This window comes from Luteibacter yeojuensis (genome assembly GCF_011742875.1).
In the GTDB taxonomy this organism is placed as follows: Bacteria; Pseudomonadota; Gammaproteobacteria; order Xanthomonadales; family Rhodanobacteraceae; genus Luteibacter; species Luteibacter yeojuensis.
In genome coordinates this window covers 130,010-145,942 of the sequence record NZ_JAAQTL010000002.1, presented here as the reverse complement: position 1 = coordinate 145,942, position 15,933 = coordinate 130,010, and the positions used below count along the sequence as shown (strand labels likewise).

15 protein-coding genes are annotated in these 15,933 nt (G+C 66.0%); 13 read left to right on the top strand and 2 right to left on the bottom strand.

Annotated elements, in window-relative coordinates; translation table 11 throughout:
• Positions 1-32: 32 nt before the first annotated feature.
• Both flgA and HBF32_RS15550 read right to left on the bottom strand, forming a co-directional pair.
• Positions 33-839 carry a flagellar basal body P-ring formation chaperone FlgA gene (gene flgA, locus HBF32_RS15555; RefSeq protein ID WP_338039811.1) on the bottom strand — a complete coding sequence of 269 codons (807 nt, stop codon included), beginning with the start codon at positions 837-839 and terminating at the stop codon, positions 33-35.
• A complete protein-coding gene (locus HBF32_RS15550) occupies positions 836-2,143 on the bottom strand; it encodes a methyl-accepting chemotaxis protein (protein WP_166700701.1) in 1,308 nt (435 codons plus the stop codon). Before HBF32_RS15550 ends, flgA begins: the two co-directional genes overlap by 4 nt.
• Positions 2,144-2,351: 208 nt before the next feature.
• Here HBF32_RS15550 and HBF32_RS15545 point away from each other — a divergent pair, with 208 nt between their 5' ends.
• From HBF32_RS15545 to HBF32_RS19535, 13 genes are all read left to right on the top strand, one after another.
• Positions 2,352-3,269: a chemotaxis protein gene (locus HBF32_RS15545; RefSeq protein ID WP_166700700.1), complete on the top strand. Its 918-nt coding sequence runs from the start codon at positions 2,352-2,354 to the stop codon at positions 3,267-3,269.
• A gap of 276 nt (positions 3,270-3,545) precedes the next feature.
• Positions 3,546-3,965 (top strand): flagellar basal body rod protein FlgB, encoded by a 420-nt coding sequence (gene flgB / locus HBF32_RS15540; protein ID WP_166700699.1) that lies wholly within the window; start codon positions 3,546-3,548, stop codon positions 3,963-3,965.
• On the top strand, positions 3,962-4,375 hold the full coding sequence (gene flgC / locus HBF32_RS15535; protein WP_166700698.1) for a flagellar basal body rod protein FlgC: 414 nt from the start codon (positions 3,962-3,964) through the stop codon (positions 4,373-4,375). The genes flgB and flgC overlap by 4 nt, the downstream gene beginning before the upstream one ends.
• Positions 4,376-4,385: 10 nt before the next feature.
• Complete coding sequence (locus HBF32_RS15530; RefSeq protein WP_166700697.1) at positions 4,386-5,033, top strand: flagellar hook assembly protein FlgD; 648 nt, start codon at positions 4,386-4,388, stop codon at positions 5,031-5,033.
• Positions 5,034-5,054: 21 nt separating this feature from the next.
• Entirely contained in the window at positions 5,055-6,281 is a 1,227-nt protein-coding gene (gene flgE, locus HBF32_RS15525) for a flagellar hook protein FlgE (protein WP_166700696.1), read from the top strand.
• An 11-nt stretch (positions 6,282-6,292) separates the two neighbouring features.
• Positions 6,293-7,033 carry a flagellar basal-body rod protein FlgF gene (gene flgF / locus HBF32_RS15520; protein ID WP_166700695.1) on the top strand — a complete coding sequence of 247 codons (741 nt, stop codon included), beginning with the start codon at positions 6,293-6,295 and terminating at the stop codon, positions 7,031-7,033.
• A 62-nt stretch (positions 7,034-7,095) separates the two neighbouring features.
• Positions 7,096-7,881, top strand: coding sequence for a flagellar basal-body rod protein FlgG (gene flgG, locus HBF32_RS15515; RefSeq protein WP_166700694.1), 786 nt, complete (start codon positions 7,096-7,098; stop codon positions 7,879-7,881).
• Between the two features lie 8 nt (positions 7,882-7,889).
• Positions 7,890-8,570 (top strand): flagellar basal body L-ring protein FlgH, encoded by a 681-nt coding sequence (gene flgH / locus HBF32_RS15510; RefSeq protein ID WP_166700693.1) that lies wholly within the window; start codon positions 7,890-7,892, stop codon positions 8,568-8,570.
• The gene (locus tag HBF32_RS15505; RefSeq protein ID WP_166700692.1) at positions 8,570-9,694 is read left to right on the top strand and encodes a flagellar basal body P-ring protein FlgI; all 1,125 of its coding nucleotides are present in this window, start codon (positions 8,570-8,572) and stop codon (positions 9,692-9,694) included. Before flgH ends, HBF32_RS15505 begins: the two co-directional genes overlap by 1 nt.
• 1 nt (position 9,695) lies before the next feature.
• Positions 9,696-10,697: a flagellar assembly peptidoglycan hydrolase FlgJ gene (gene flgJ, locus HBF32_RS15500; RefSeq protein ID WP_166700691.1), complete on the top strand. Its 1,002-nt coding sequence runs from the start codon at positions 9,696-9,698 to the stop codon at positions 10,695-10,697.
• A 37-nt stretch (positions 10,698-10,734) separates the two neighbouring features.
• Positions 10,735-12,609, top strand: coding sequence for a flagellar hook-associated protein FlgK (gene flgK / locus HBF32_RS15495; RefSeq protein ID WP_166700690.1), 1,875 nt, complete (start codon positions 10,735-10,737; stop codon positions 12,607-12,609).
• Between the two features lie 2 nt (positions 12,610-12,611).
• Positions 12,612-13,811, top strand: a complete 1,200-nt coding sequence (gene flgL / locus HBF32_RS15490) for a flagellar hook-associated protein FlgL (RefSeq protein WP_166700689.1) — start codon at positions 12,612-12,614, stop codon at positions 13,809-13,811.
• Between the two features lie 436 nt (positions 13,812-14,247).
• On the top strand, positions 14,248-15,582 hold the full coding sequence (locus HBF32_RS19535; protein WP_166700688.1) for a flagellin N-terminal helical domain-containing protein: 1,335 nt from the start codon (positions 14,248-14,250) through the stop codon (positions 15,580-15,582).
• Positions 15,583-15,933: the final 351 nt, after the last annotated feature.

The window sequence follows — 15,933 nt, the reverse complement described above, 5'->3', positions numbered from 1 at the left end:
GGCTGCGTAATGTGACAGGAGTCGGATTTCGTTCATGGCAGCACGGCGACCGTTCCCGGTCCGCTCACGATCGCGTCGAGCACCTTGCCCGAGGTCGCGTTGCGGACCTTGATCCTCGTCCCGGTGTCGCCGGCGCCCATGGCCACGCCGTCCGCGTGGATGGTGACGCCCTCCACGCTGGCCTCCATGCTCACCGCATCGCCGGTGCGTACGGCCTGGCGGCCGGCGAGCATCCCGGGGGTGAGCACGGTGCCGGCGTTGAGCGGGCGCGCGAGCGACCGGCCATCGACCTGGTCGAGCGCGGCCACGTAGCCATACGCCAGTCCGGCGACGTCGCGCTCCTCGATATGGACGTCGGCCGCGCCTATGCCGTCGCCACGGGCCAGCGGGCGGCTGGTGACCAGCACGTTGGTGAACATCTTCACCCGGACCGGCACCCGCACCGTCCAACCGCCGGCGACGGGGCAATGGACGGCGACGCTGACCCGCGCGGTGAGCCGGCGATTGCCGGACATGGAGGCTTCCAGTGGCGCCGGGCAGTCGGCCAGCTGCAGGCGGCTGTCCAGCGGCGCGGCTTCGGCCGTCATCCGCGCACCCGGCAGGGTGCGGTGCTGCTGCAGCCAGGTCACTGCCGTCGTGCTCACGGTGTCGAGCGACTGCGAGGCCGTCGCGGGAAGCGCCACGCAGAGCAGCGTGGCAAAGATCATGGCGCGCACCCGCACCGTCATTCCTGCGCAGGCAGGGATCCAGTGGCTCATCGCTCCGTAGAAGACAAAGGCACGGGATTCCTGCCTGCGCAGGAATGACGGGCGCGGGGGCGTGGTGGAGCGACGAATCACGCGGCGCGCTCGGCCATCGAAGCGGAGAGGCCCTGCACGATGGCGTCCAGCTCGCGGGTGAGGCCCGGGAGCATGTGGCTGGCGTCGGCGTGGCGGCCTTCGCCGAGGGTGATGGCGTACTGCGAGGCGAGGGCGGAGAAACGTTCGCCCGCGGCGCGCACCGCATCCGCCGAACCGTCGGTGCGAAGCGCCCGTAGCTGGTCGATACAACGCATCATCGGCGTGGTGTCGAGCCAGCGACGATCGAGGCTGGACGGATCGCGCGAGGCCAGTTCGAGCGCATAGCGCAGGCCCTGGCTGGCTTCGCGAATCATCTGGCTGAGGCTGGCGGCATCGAGGTTGCCCTCGGTTTCCAGGCGGGCGAGGCCGAGACGATGGGCGAGCACGACGGCACGCGCCGAGGCGTCGGCCTGGCGGCGGGCTTCGTTGCTGACGCGGCCGAGCGTGGATTGCGTCGCCTGGATGGCGGCGACCCGGCCCTGCAGCGTGCCCATGCCTTCGCGCGCCGACTCCAGGCTGCCGCGCGCGCCGCGCACGGCCTCGTCCACGCGGCCAAGCGACGCCTGCATGCCGGCGATGCCGGACTGCGACTGTTCGAGGCGGCGGAGGCTGGTCTGCACGGCATCGTCGAGCTGGCCGGAGAATTCGCCCACGGCCTGGGTCACTTCGTCGATCTCGGCGGTGGCCTGGGTGGTCTTTTCGGCGAGCTGCTTCACTTCGTCGGCCACGACCGCGAAGCCGCGGCCGGCTTCGCCGGCGCGCGCGGCCTCGATAGCGGCGTTGAGCGCCACGAGGTTGGTCTGATGGGCGATGTCCTGCACCGTGGCCGTGAGCTTGCGGATGGCGGTGAAGTATTCGGAGAACTGCGCGTGGTTGCGGCTCATGCCGGACAACGCGCTACGCAACAGTCGCAGCTGGCCGTCGAGCTCGGCGGAGGTCGCCTGACCCTGACCGCTGGCATCCGCCATGCCGGCGACACCGGCATGGGCCTGGTCGAGTGCCGTCGAAATCCTGGCGCTCGCGTCCGTCAAACGTCCGGCGGTATCGCGCGCGCCCTCGATGGCCGTGCCGAGTTCGAGCAGTGTCGTGCCGAGCGCCTGGGTGTTGGTCAGCGCCATACCCTGCTGCTCGATGGCCTGGATCGTCGTCGCCGCGACCGTGCGCGGTTCCGCGGGCTTGAGCAGGGCGCCGAGCGCGCTGGCGGCGGCAGGGTACTGTGCGGCCAACGTACGGACACGCGCCGTGTCGCCGCTGGCGGCGGCATGGGCGAGGAGGCGGACGTGCTGGCTCCAGAGGAGGGTCATGGTTTCGCTTTCGCTCTGCGGATGGTCGGCCCAATAGATCGGTCGGGGCCCGTCTTTCTTGAGCCATGCAATCCATATGCCATGGCAACAACCGCAGGAGCCGCTATAGCGGCGAGGCCTCTTTCCCTCGCCGCTATAGCGGCTCCTACAGAAAGCCGTCCCCTGGCCGATATGGTTCGCGACACTCCTTTAGATACCCGTGCAGCCCATGGCCCGACCGCTCCTCGACACCGTGGATACCTTTACCCGCCTGGCCGGGCACAACCGCGTGGCCATGCTGCTTTTCCGCCTGGGCGACCGACAGGCCTTCGGCATCAACGTGTTCAAGGTGCGCGAGGTACTGCGCCGGCCGCGGCTGGAACGGATGCCGAGCATGCACGAGCTGGTTTCCGGCAGCTTCGACTACCGCGGCAACACCATCCCGGTGATCGACCTTGCCGCGGCCATGGGTTATCCGCCCCTCGCCACGGTGGATACGGCGCACCTCATCGTCACCGAGTTCAACCGCTCGGTGCAGGGTTTCCTCGTCTCCGACGTCGATCGCATCGTGCATGTCGACGGCTCGCAGATGGCGGCGCCGCCGTCGGCCCTGGGCTACGGCACCCGTGTGAACGCGGTCACGCGCCTGGAGGGCGATCTCCTCGCCATCGTGGACGTGGAGCAGGTACTGGCCTTCGTCGATCCCCGCGCCGTGGAAGTATCCGACCGCGTGCAGCAGGCGGCCCAGGTCCAGCACGCCGGCAACCGGCGGCTGCTGGTGGTGGACGATTCCATGGTGGCGCGTGCCCAGCTGGTCGACCTGTTCCGCAAGCTGGACCTCGAGTGCGTGGTGGCGAAGGACGGCAGCGAGGGCCTCGAGCTTCTCCGTGCCCTCACCACGGGGCCCGTCGACGAGCGCGTGGCGCTCGTGGTCTCGGACATCGAGATGCCGTCGATGGACGGTTATGCCCTGACCCGCGCCATCCGCGAGGACGCCCAGTTGCGCCACCTCAAGGTCCTCCTGCACAGCTCCCTTAGCGGCGTATTCAACGAGGCGATGGTGGCGCGCGTGGGCGCCGACCGCTTCATCGCCAAGTTCCAGCCCGACATACTGGCGACCGCCGTCCTCGACCTCCTGCCGGCCTGACAAGACCCGGGATTCTGTAGGAGCCGCTATAGCGGCGAGGGCAATCTCGCCCGGGCGTCGCCAGATTTTCCGCCGCTACAGCGGCTCCTGCCGGCGGGGGCGGCGGTTACCCGTCGTTTCGGGCTGGTGCCGCGCGTCGGATTTCCGGCGCCTGCGCCCGCCGCCTGGCGATTCGCCGCCGGAAACGGCGCCACGAAGCCATTTCACCTCCGTGCCCCAAGCGTGGCACGCGAATTGCTCGAACCCCTCGCCAAGGTCACGAGGGGGATAGAGCCCATGATCGACAAACCCGATGCATTGTTCGGCGTTCACGCGCAGGCCCTCGGCCTGTGGCAGCGCCGTGCCGAGGTGATTTCCTCGAATCTCGCCAACGCCGACACCCCGGGGTTCCTCGCCCGCGACCTCGATTTCCGCAAGGTCATGCAGGCCGCCACCGGCGCCACCGAAGGCAACGCGCTGCCGATGACGGCCACCGAGCCCGGACACATCGGCGGCAATCCCGCCGTCGCCCTTGCCGAGGCCGACAAGCTCGCCTACCGGGCGGAGACCCAGCCGACGATGGACGGCAACACGGTCGATACCCAGGTCGAGCAGGCCCAGTTCGCCGCCAACGCCATCCACTACCAGGCGTCGCTCGGCTTCATCAACGGCCAGATCCATACGATGCGCCTGGCCATCACCGGATCCGCCTCATGAGCCTGCTCAGGATTTTCGACGTCGCCGGTTCCGGCATGGCCGCGCAGTCCGCGCGCCTCAACACCACCGCCAGCAACATGGCCAACGCCGACAGCCTCGCCAGCAGCGAAGCGGCCGCGTACCACGCGAAGCAACCGTTGTTCTCCGCGGTGCAGCAGCAGGTCAACGGGCAGATGGAAAACGCCGGCGTGCGCACGCTGGGCGTCACCGAGAGCCAGGCACCCATCCAGTCGCGCTACGAGCCGTCCAACCCGCTCGCGGACGCCAACGGCTACGTGTACTCGAGCAACGTCAATCCGGTCGACGAGCTGGTCAACATGATCTCCGCGTCGCGCTCCTATCAAAACAACGTCGAAGTCATGAACAGCGCCAAGCAGCTCATGCAGAAGACGCTGGACCTCGGCAAGTAAGGGCCCTCCCATGGCAGTCGACTCCGTCAACGGCAATGCCTCCTCCCAGCAATCCTCTTCGAGCCAGCTGCAGCAGCAGACCCTCAGCCAGTCGGATTTCCTCAAGCTCATGGTCACGCAGATGACCAACCAGGATCCGACCAAGCCGATGGACTCCACGCAGATGGTGGCCCAGATGGCGCAGTTCTCCCAGGTGGCCGCCACCCAGGAACTGCAGCAGTCGTTCGACTCGCTCGCCTCGAACCTCACCGGCGACCAGTTCGTGCGCGCCGCCTCGCTCGTCGGCCAGGAAGTGCTGGTGCCGTCCACGGCCGGGAAGCTCACCGACGGCGCGCTCGCCGGTGCCGTGAACGTCGGCAGTTCCGGTACCTACGTCAACGTGCAGATCAAGGACCAGGCCGGCAATGTCGTCCGCACGATCTCGCTCGGCCAGCCCGACGCGGGCCTGGTGAAGTTCTCCTGGGACGGCAAGTCCGACGACGGTACACAGCTCAACGATGGCGTTTACCAGATCTCCGCTACTTCCGGCGGAACCGCGATCGACACGTTCGTTCGCGGCAAGGTGGAAGGCGTGGGTGCCTCGGGCACCGACGGTACGTACCTGCAGGTGGCCGGCTACGGCGGCGCCCTGCTGAGCCAGATCGCGCAAATCCTGTAAGTCCAGCGAGGAATACCCACCATGCCATTCGAAATCGCCCTCAGCGGCATCAACGCGGCGTCTTCCGACCTGGAAGTCACCGCGAACAACATCGCCAACGTCAACACCGTAGGCTTCAAGGGCTCGCGCGCCGAGTTCTCCCAGGTCTATTCCGTGGCCGGCGAGAACCTTTCCGCCAACGCCGCGGGCAGCGGCGTGCGCCTGACCAACATCGCCCAGCAGTTCAGCGACGGCAACCTCACCCAGACGGGCAACTCATACGACTTCGGCCTCAGCGGCGCGGGCTTCTTCACCATCCGCGACGGTGCCGGTTACTCGTACACGCGCGCCGGCAACTTCCATCCGGACGACCAGGGCAACATCGTCACGTCCACCGGCCAGTACGTGCAGGCGTATCCGCCGTCGGCCGCCGGCGGCTTCGACATCAGCGCGCTCACCGACCTCAAGATCACCAGCGGCTCCAGCCCGGCCAAGGCCAGCACGAAGGTCACGCTCACCGCGAACCTTTCGGCCAGCGCCACGGCGCCGACCGGTGGCGCGTTCGATCCCACGAACGACAAGACCTATAACTACCTGTCGACGTTCCAGGCCTACGATTCGCTGGGTGCGACGCATACGACGAACATCTACTACGTGAAGGACGCGACCAACCCGAACACGTGGAACGCGTACATGACGGTGGACGGCACGCAGGTCGGTACGCAGCAGCCGATCGCCTTCAGCTCGGGCGGCGCGATCGTCACGCCGGCCAACGGCCAGCTCACCTTCGGCGCGGTGTCGCCCAATCCCGGCGCCGATCCGCTGAACGTTACCGTCGATGTCAACAAGATCACTCAGTTCGGGGACAACTACGCCACGACGGCGGCGCCGACCGACGGTTATGCCGCGGGCAAGTTCTCGAAGATCGACGTGGCGAAGGACGGCACCGTTTCGGCGATCTATTCCAACGGCGTGTCCACGCCACTGGGCCAGCTGGCGATCGCCACCTTCGCGAACAACCAGGGCCTGCGCCAGCTCAACGACACCAATTGGGTGCCGTCCTCCGAGTCCGGCCAGCCGATCCGCGGCGTGGCGAACTCCGGCGACGTCGGCACCGTGCAGGCCGGCCAGCTCGAAGCGTCGAACACGGCCGACCTGACCGCCCAGCTGGTCAACATGATCAAGGCGCAGCGCAACTACCAGGCGAACGCGCAGGTCATCTCGACCGACGACAAGCTGACCCAGACCATCATCAACATCCGCAACTAAACGAGCCCGCCATGGACCGCTCCGTATACGTCGCGATGACCGGTGCCACGCAGATCATGCGTGCGCAGGCCGAGGTGGCGCACAACCTGGCCAACGCCAATACCGCCGGCTTCAAGGCGGAACTGTCGGCGTTCCAGAGCCTTCCCGTGCAGGGCGATGGCCTGCAGACACGCATCAACGGCGTGGCGCAGGGCACGGGTTGGGACACCACCGCCGGCAACCAGATGGAAACCGGCAACGATCTCGACGTGGCGGTGCAGGGCGACGGATGGATCGCGGTGCAGACGCCGGACGGCACGGAAGGCTATACCCGTGCCGGCAACCTGCGCATCGACGCCGACGGTTTGTTGACGGATGCGAAGGGCAACGCCGTCCTGGGCGGCGGCGGTCCCATCACCATCCCCCAGGCGTCCAGCGTGAAGATCGGCGCCGACGGCACGATTTCAGTCGTGCCGCTTGGCGAATCGCCGGCCACCATCGCCACCACCGACCGGATCAAGCTGGTGAACCCGGGCAATGACCAGCTCGCCTATGCGCCGGACGGCCTGATGCACATGCGCGACGGCACCCAGGCGCCGGCCGACGCCGGCGTGAAGCTCGTTTCGGGCGCGCTGGAGGGCAGCAACGTCAATCCGTCCGACGTGCTGGTGAAGATGATCTCGCTCTCGCGCGAGTTCGAGATGCAGGTCCGCTCGATCAAGGCCGCCGACGAGAACGCCCAGTCGGCATCGAAATTGCTACAGGTGGGGTAACCACCGTCGCGCGACGCTATTCCGTCGCCGGCACGTAAAGCGCGTGCGCGCAGGAGTCAACGATGTTCACGTCCCTCTGGATCGCCAAGACCGGCCTCGATGCGCAGCAGACGCGCATGGACGTCGTGTCGAACAACCTCGCCAACACCAACACGACCGCCTTCAAGCGTTCGCGCGCCGAGTTCGAGGACCTGTCTTACCAGAACCGTGGGCAAGCCGGCGCGCAGACGACGGAGCAGACCCAGTCGCCCACCGGTTACATGATCGGCACGGGCGTGCGCGTGGTCGGCACCCAGAAGATGTTCGACCAGGGCGGCGTGCAGCAGACCGGCAATCCGCTGGACATACGCATCGAAGGCCGCGGCTTCCTCCAGGTCACGATGCCCGACGGCACCGTGGGCTATACGCGCGACGGCGGCCTCAAGCAGGACCAGGACGGCCAGATCGTCACCAACGACGGCTACCCGCTGGAACCGGCGATCACCATTCCGGCCAACGCGCAGACGGTCACCATCGGCAAGGACGGCACGGTGAGCGTCACCACCGCGGCCAATCCCGCCTCCCAGCAGATCGGCACCATCCAGCTCGCCGATTTCGTCAACCCGGCCGGCCTCGAGCCTCGCGGCGACAACCTTTACCTGGAAACGGCCGCCAGCGGCGCGCCGCAGACGGGCACCGCAGGCCTCAACGGACTCGGCACCGTCGAGCAGCACTCCCTCGAGACCTCCAACGTCAACGTCGTCGAGGAAATGGTGAACATGATCGAGACGCAGCGGGCCTACGAGATGAACTCGAAGGCCATCTCGGCGGCCGACCAGATGCTCCAGTTCATCTCCAACAAGACCTGAGACACCCCATGAACCGTCTCCTTGCCAGCTTCCTCGTCGCCGCGCCGGCGTTGCTCGCGCTCGGTGGCTGCGCCATGGTGCCGCCCACCCCGAAGCCGATGTACACGGCCACGCTGCCGGTCGAGCCGGCCGCGCAGCCCCAGGCCACCGGATCCATCTATGCCGATCAGCAGTCGATGGAACTGTTCGCCGATCCGCGCGCGCACCGCATCGGCGACATCCTGACGATTACCCTCGTCGAGGCCACCCAAGCCAGCAAGAAGGCGGCGACCAGCACGAGCAAGAAGAACGGCAACACCCTCTCGTCGCCGACCCTGCTCGGCCAGGGCCTGCGCATCGGCGGCAAGGCGGCCGACAGCTCGCTCGCCAGCAACAACGCGTTCGACGGCAACGGATCTTCTACCCAGAGCAACCAGCTGACCGGCGAGATCACCGTCACCGTGGCGCAGCGGCTGTCGAACGGCGCGCTGGTGGTGCGCGGCGAGAAGTGGCTCACGATCAACCAGGGCGAGGAACTGGTGCGCATTTCCGGCATCGTCCGTCCGCAGGACATCGGCAACGACAACATCGTCCCGTCGAGCCGCGTCGCCGACGCGCGCATCGAATACGTGGGCAAGGGCACGCTGGCGGACTCGAACACGCGCGGCTGGCTGTCGCGCTTCTTCGATTCGAAGTGGATGCCGTTCTGATGAACGCGCTCCGTTCCTTCCGTCGCATCCTCCATGTCGCCGTGGCCGTGCTGGCGCTCGGTGCCATCCTTCCCGCACACGCCGACCGTATCCGCGACCTCGTGCAGGTTGGCGGCGTGCGCAGCAACCAGCTGATCGGCTACGGTCTCGTCGTCGGCCTCGACGGCAGCGGCGACCAGACCAGCCAGTCGCCGTTCACCACGCAGAGCCTGGAGAACATGCTCCAGCAGTTCGGCGTGAACGTGCCGCCCAATGTGCGTCCGCAGCTGAAGAACGCCGCGGCCGTGACCATCACGGCCGAGCTGCCGCCGTTTGCCAAGCCGGGCCAGCGCATCGACGTGACCGTCGCCTCGATCGGCAACGCGAAGAGCATCCGCGGCGGCGAGCTTCTGATGTCGCCGCTCAAAGGTGCCGACGGGCAGGTCTATGCCATCGCCCAGGGCAGCGTGGTGGTGGGCGGCGTGAGCGCGCAGGGCAAGAGCGGCAGCAGCGTGCAGGTGAACATCTCCGCCAGCGGCCGCATTCCCGGCGGCGCCAGCATCGAGCGCGGCGTGGCGACGTCCTTCGACAAGGGCGGCGACATCATGCTGAACCTCAATACGGCCGACTTCACCACGGCGGCGCGCATTGCGCAGGCGGTGAACCAGTCGTTCGGCGCGGGCACGGCGAACGCCGTGGATGCCGCGTCGGTCGCCGTGCGCGCACCCATGGAACCGTCGCAGCGGGTGTCCTGGCTGTCGACCATCCAGGCGCTCGAGGTCACTCCGGGCGACGCGCCGGCTCGAATCATCGTGAATTCGCGCACGGGTACCGTCGTGATCGGTTCGGACGTGAAGGTCGGGGCCGCCGCAGTGGCACACGGTTCCATCCAGGTCACCATCAGCGAGCAACCCCAGGTCAGCCAGCCGGCGCCTTTCAGTCGCGGACAGACCGCCGTCGTGCCCAGCAGCCAGGTCGCGGTGAGCGAGGAGGGCGGCCACATGTTCAAGTTCGGCCCGGGCACCAGCCTGGACGCCATCGTGCGCGCCGTGAACCAGGTGGGCGCCTCGCCGAGCGACCTCATTTCCATCCTGCAGGCGCTGAAGGAATCCGGCGCGCTGCATGCCGAACTGGTGGTGATCTGACATGGTGGCGCCGGTCGACACCCAGAGGCTCGGCACCTACACGGACATGTCCGCGTTCGCCGGCTTGCGTGCGGCCGCGCAGAAGGATTCCAAGGCGGCGCTGCCGACCGTCGCGAAGCAGTTCGAATCGATCTTCACCCAGATGATGCTGAAGTCCATGCGCGACGCGAGTTCGGCGCTCGGCGACGACATCATGGGCTCGCAGGCGGGCAATGCTTATCGCGACATGTTCGACCACCAGTTGTCGCTCACGCTGTCGCAGGGCAGGGGCATCGGCATCGCCGATATGCTCATCCGCCAGCTCGGCGGCAGTCCGGCCCCGGCCGCGGCCTCCAACGACCCGTTCGCCGAGGTGACCGGCACCGCCGACACCGTCGCCGCGGTGTCTTCGCCGTCCGACCAGCAGAGTGGCCTCATGGATTCGCTCGAGCGCATGCTGGGCAAGGCCGGGCGCGCCGTGGGCGAGGGCGCCGAAGCTGTCGCGGGCGCGGTGGGAAAACTTTCGGTATCCAGCCCCGAGGAATTCGTGCAGAAGCTCGCCCCCCACGCGATCGAGGCGGCGAAGAAGCTCGGTGTCTCCGTCCGCGCGCTTCTTGCCCAGGCCGCGCTCGAAACCGGCTGGGGCAAGCACATGCCCGCGCAGGGCCATACCTCGAGCTTCAACATGTTCGGTATCAAGGCCGGCAGCAGTTGGGACGGCAAGCGCGTGAACGTGCCCACGCTCGAATACGAAGACGGTGTGGCGGTGCGGCGCAAGGACAGCTTCCGCGCCTACGACTCACCGTCCGACTCGTTCAAGGATTATGCCGACATGGTTTCCAGCAGCCCCCGCTACGCGGATGCCGTGGGCCGGGGCGACGATGTGGCCGGCTTCGCGCATGCGCTCGTGAAGGGTGGCTACGCCACCGACCCCAGCTACGCGCGAAAGCTCACCGACATCGCGAACGGACCGGTGATGAAGCAGGCGCTCGCCGCGCTGAAGCACATCGCGTCGGAACTGTGACCCGCGAGCCGACCAGGGATTAGAAGGGAATACGACGATGGCCGATCTGCTCTCCACAGGTATCTCGGGACTGCTTGCCTCTCAGGTAGGCCTCGCGACCGTGGGCCACAACATCAGCAACGTGAATACCGCCGGCTATACACGGCAGATCACGAATTTCAACGCGCGCACGCCGCAGTTCAACGGTGGCTACTACATCGGCCAGGGCGCGGATGCCACCAGCGTCCAGCGCGCCTATAGCCAGTTCCTCACGCAATCGGTGTGGTCGGCCAATTCCGGCCAGAGCCGTGCCCTGCAATATGCGGGGCTCACGGCCGCGGCGAACAACGCCGTCAGCGGCTCGGCCAACCTGCAGACCGCGCTCGACGGATTCTTCGGCGCGGTGAGCGACGTGGCCAACGCGCCGGTCGACACCGCCAGCCGCCAGGCGCTGCTCGGCAAGGCCAATTCGCTGGTTTCCACCTTCCGCTCGCTCTCGTCGCAATTCCAGCAGATCGACCAGCAGACCAACCAGGAAATCAGCAACTCGGTCGACAGCATCAACAGCCTGGCGAAGAGCATCGCCGACCTCAACGGCCAGATCGCGCGCGCGTCCATCGGCGGCGCCGCGCCAAACGACCTGCTCGACGCGCGCGACCAGGCCATCTCGCAGCTGTCGCAGATCGTCGGGGTCAACGTCAGCCAGGGCAGCGACAACATGGTCACCGTGTCGGTGGGCAACGGCCTGCCGCTGGTGAACGGCACCGATTCGACCAAGATCGCCACGGCCAATAATCCGTACGACAGTTCGCGCCTGGAAATCGTCGGGCCGACCGGATCGGTCATCAGCAACCAGCTGGGTTCCGGTTCGCTGGGGGCGACCTTCGATTTTCGCACCAATGTGCTGGATCCCGCGCGCAACCAGCTGGGCCGCGCGGCCATTGCGTTGTCCGACGCGTTCAACAAGCAGCACGCGCAAGGCATCGACCTCAACGGCGACGCGGGCGGCAACTTCTTCAACATCGGCGACCCGGCCGTCTTCGACAACACGGCCAACACCGGCAACGCGCAAGTTACGGCGAAGGTCACCGACGTCGGCAAGCTCGGGTCGTCCGACTACGTCATGCGTTTCGACGGTACGAACTGGTCGGTCACGACGACTGCCGGTGTCGTGGTGCCGTCCACCGGCACGGGCACGGCCGCGGATCCCATCCTCATCGACGGCCTCGCCATCACCGTGCCCTCCGGCACGCCCCAGGCCGGGGACAGCTTCCAGATCCAACCCACGCGCAACGCCGCGTCGAGCCTCAGCGTGGCGATCACCGACACGAACAAGATCGCGGCCTCCGGTCCGCTGTCGGCCGGCAAGGGGGCCTCGAACACGGGCAAGGGTACGCTCGGCAATCTTACGGTTACCGACCCGACCGACCCCGCGTTCAACACGCCGGTCAATATCGTCTTCACCTCGCCCACGACCTATACGGTCAATGGCGGTCCCCCGCAAACTTACGCGGACGGCGACACGATCACCGGCAACGGGTGGACGCTCAAGCTTTCCGGCGTGCCTGCCGCTAACGATACTTTCAGCGTGAAGCCGGCGGGATCGGCCAGCGGTGACAACGGAAACGCGCTTGCCCTGGCGGACGTCGCCAACAAGGGCGTGCTCGACAACGGCGTCACCACCGTGGGCAAGTCCTATAGCCAGCTCATCGCCCAGGTGGGCACGGCGGGCGCGCAGGCGAACACCGCGCTCGACGCGCAGCAGAGCATCCTCGACCAGGCCACGTCGGCACAGCAGAGTCTCTCCGGAGTGAACATGGACGAAGAAGCGGCCAATCTCCTGCGTTTCCAGCAGTCCTATGCGGCGGCGGCACAGGTCATCAACGCGGCGAACACCATCTTCGATTCCCTCCTGAGCGCGGTACGGGGCTGATCATGCGTATTTCCACTTCCTGGGGTCAGCAGCAGGCCGTCAATACGATGCTGGACCGGCAGTACTCGCTGTCGCAGACCCAGCTCGCGCTCGGCAACGGCAAGGCCATCCAGACTCCCGCGGACAATCCTTCCGCGGCCGCGCGCGCCGTCGACACCAACTCGGCCGCCGCGCAGAATGACCAGTACACACGCAACATCCAGTCGGCCACGACCCGGCTCTCGGTTGAGGAGCAGGCCCTGAACTCGGCCGGCGACATCCTCGACCGCATCCGGTCGCTCACGCTGGAAGGCATGAACGGCACGCAGACCGACGAGTCGCGCCAATCGATCGCCACCGAGCTGCGCCAGACGCTGAAGCAGCTGGTGGCGCTGGGCAACACGCGGGACGGGCAGGGCGAGTACATCTTCGCGGGCAGCCGGACCACGACGCAGCCGTTCACCATCGACGGCCTTACCGTGAACTACGGCGGCGACCAGAACCAGCGCATGGTCGCGGCGGCCGCCGGTCTGCAGGTCGCCACCGGCGACAGCGGATCCGACGTCTTCATGGCAATCCGTGGCGGCAACGGCAGCTTCGTCACCAGCGCGGGCGCCGCCAACACCGGCACGGCCGTGGTCGGTGCCACCTCCGTCACCGATGCCTCGGCATGGGACGGCGGCAACTACACGATCACCTTCACCTCTCCCACGGATTACGAGATCCGCGACAACGCCGCGCTTCCGACGGACCCGCCGCTTGCCACCGGTACTTATACCGGTGAAACCGGGACCATCAACTTCAAGGGCGCGCAGCTGAATATCACCGGCGTTCCCGCCGCGGGCGACACCTTCGCCGTGGGGCCGTCGTCGTCGCAGGACGTCTTCTCGACTGTCGCCGGCATCATCAACGCGTTCGAAGCCCCAGGCGGCGGCGCGCCGATGAACAACCAGATCAACGCGCAACTGCAGAACCTCGACCAGGCCTCGAGCAGCTTCCTCAACACGCGCACGAAAATCGGCGCGCGCATGAACACCCTCGACCAGCAGTCGCAGATCGGCGACGACGTGAAGCTGCAGTACCAGACCACACTGTCCAACCTGCAGGACCTCGACTACGCCAGCGCCACGAGTCAGTTCGTGCAGCAGCAGACGGCGCTGACCGCCGCGCAGCAGGCGTACGTCAAAATGCAGAACCTGACCCTCTTCAACTACCTCAAATAGGTAAGGAAGAAACTGTGGGAGCCGCTTCAGCGGCGATTGGGTGCTGGCAACAGGCATACATCAAGGCGGCCATCAGGCCGCCTTTTCTTTTGTCTCGTCGTTAAGTGCGGTCAACTCTCCGCGCCTACGTTGTCGATCGAAGAGTCATGACATTTCCGCGGATGGTTGAGCCCGTGGATATCCATGGACTGGCAAAGCGTCGCGTAGAGAAAACAGAGCGTATGTAGACCACTTCCGATCGTCATGTGGCTGCTATCCGCTGGGCGAACGCTTACGTTCGACCAACTGCGCCGCCCACGAAACTTCCAGTTTGCTCCGTCAAAAAGCCAGCAGCTTCCAGTCGATCACCTCTTACGGCAAATCACATGGCCGCGGGCACGCAACGCCGTCGCGTTTCATGCGGCGTGTTCGCCATAAGAGAAGGTATGAGATCGACATGGCGTTTCACATCAACACCAATATGGCATCGTTCAACGCGCAGCGTTCCCTTGGGCTCACCCAGAGCAGGCTGGCAACGGCTTATCAGCGTTTGGGCTCGGGCATGCGCATCAACAGCGCGAAGGACGATGCGGCGGGGCTCGCCATCGCCACTCGCTTCACGACCCAGATCAACGGGCTGGCGCAGGGCAGGCGCAACGCGAATGATGGCATTTCGCTGGCGCAGACCAGCGAAGGGGCGCTGGATGAGGTGACGAACAATTTGCAGCGAATCCGGCAACTGGCGTTGCAATCGCTCAATAGCTCGAATTCCCCGGAGGATCGGAAGGCGCTGAACAACGAGGTGGTAGTAAGACTTGCGGAGATCACGCGCATCGCCACCCAGACCAGCTTCAACGGCATGAAGGTACTCGATGGCAGTGGAGCCCGCCTGTCCTTCCAGGTGGGAGCAAATATCGGGGAAACCATCGAGATGGGTCTGGATCAGAACATGCGAGCCGATCATGTCGGGCATCTCGCCAGTGGCGCCGTCGATCTCGGTTCCTTCTTTTCCTCCAAGACTTCCCAAGCGGTGCCGACCGACTGGTCGACCGGCAATGGTGCGAGTTTGGCCGCGAAGACATACCTGGGCGTGGATGTGAATTGGGCAGGCTATACGGGAAATACCGTGCAGGATGCACGGGACTTCCTGGAAAAGGAGCTTGGTGCCGACTTCAAAGTGACTATCGAAGGTAACGGTACGGATCTGGGGGTCGAGCGCATTGCCGGCTCGCGGCTGGATCTGGTGCAAGGGCAACTCAGTTTCACCACCGGGTCCGGTGAGAAGGTGGACGTCGCCGGCTCTTTTCGCAGCGTGCAGCAGATTGCCGATGTGCTGAATGCGAATGGTCGAGCCGGACTGTCTGCCTTCGTAGGCGCGGACGGAAAGCTGCACTTCAATTCGAAGTCGGCAGTGACAGTTTCGGGCACGGAGGCGACGAAGCTCGGCTTTGCGTCGAACTATGATTTGAACATGTCGACTTCGCTGGCCGATGGCTCGGTACTTACCAATGACGATGCCTATGCGCTCATTGCGAGTACCGATGCGACCCTCGAGACCGTGAGCGCTGTGCGCTCGAAACTCGGCGCGGTGCAGAATCGTCTCGAATCGACGGTCCGCAATCTCGACAACATCCGGGAGAACCTCACCGAATCGCGTACCCGGATCAGGGAGGCGGATGTTGCGGAGGAAAGTTCCGAGAAAGTGATGGCGACGATTCTCCAGCAGTCGGGCATGTCGGTGCTCGCGCAGGCCAATGCGTCGCAGCAGTTGGTATTGAAGCTGCTCGAATAGGTTGCCGGAGCGATCGCTCGGAAAGGAGAAGAGGCCGGTGGCCTCTTTTCTTTTTTGTAGGAGCCGCCATGGCGGCGAGGGCACGGTGCGACGTGGCCGCGAGGTTTCCTCGCCGCCATGGCGGCTCCTACAAGGGGGCGGCGAAATTTTGAGGAGGGGCCTAAATCTGGATGGGATGCGGCCGATAACTTCCCCGACAGAGCCAAGGGCATCACGCCTACCCGGCCCTGATCAAGAAAGTTGTTGACAGGTAGAAAAAGTCCTCAAGTTTCTCTCCGGCGTGCCGTAAACCTCCCTGAGGCGGAAGGCTTCCCTAACGGAACCCCGCCGGACTACGCCGCACAACCTCCG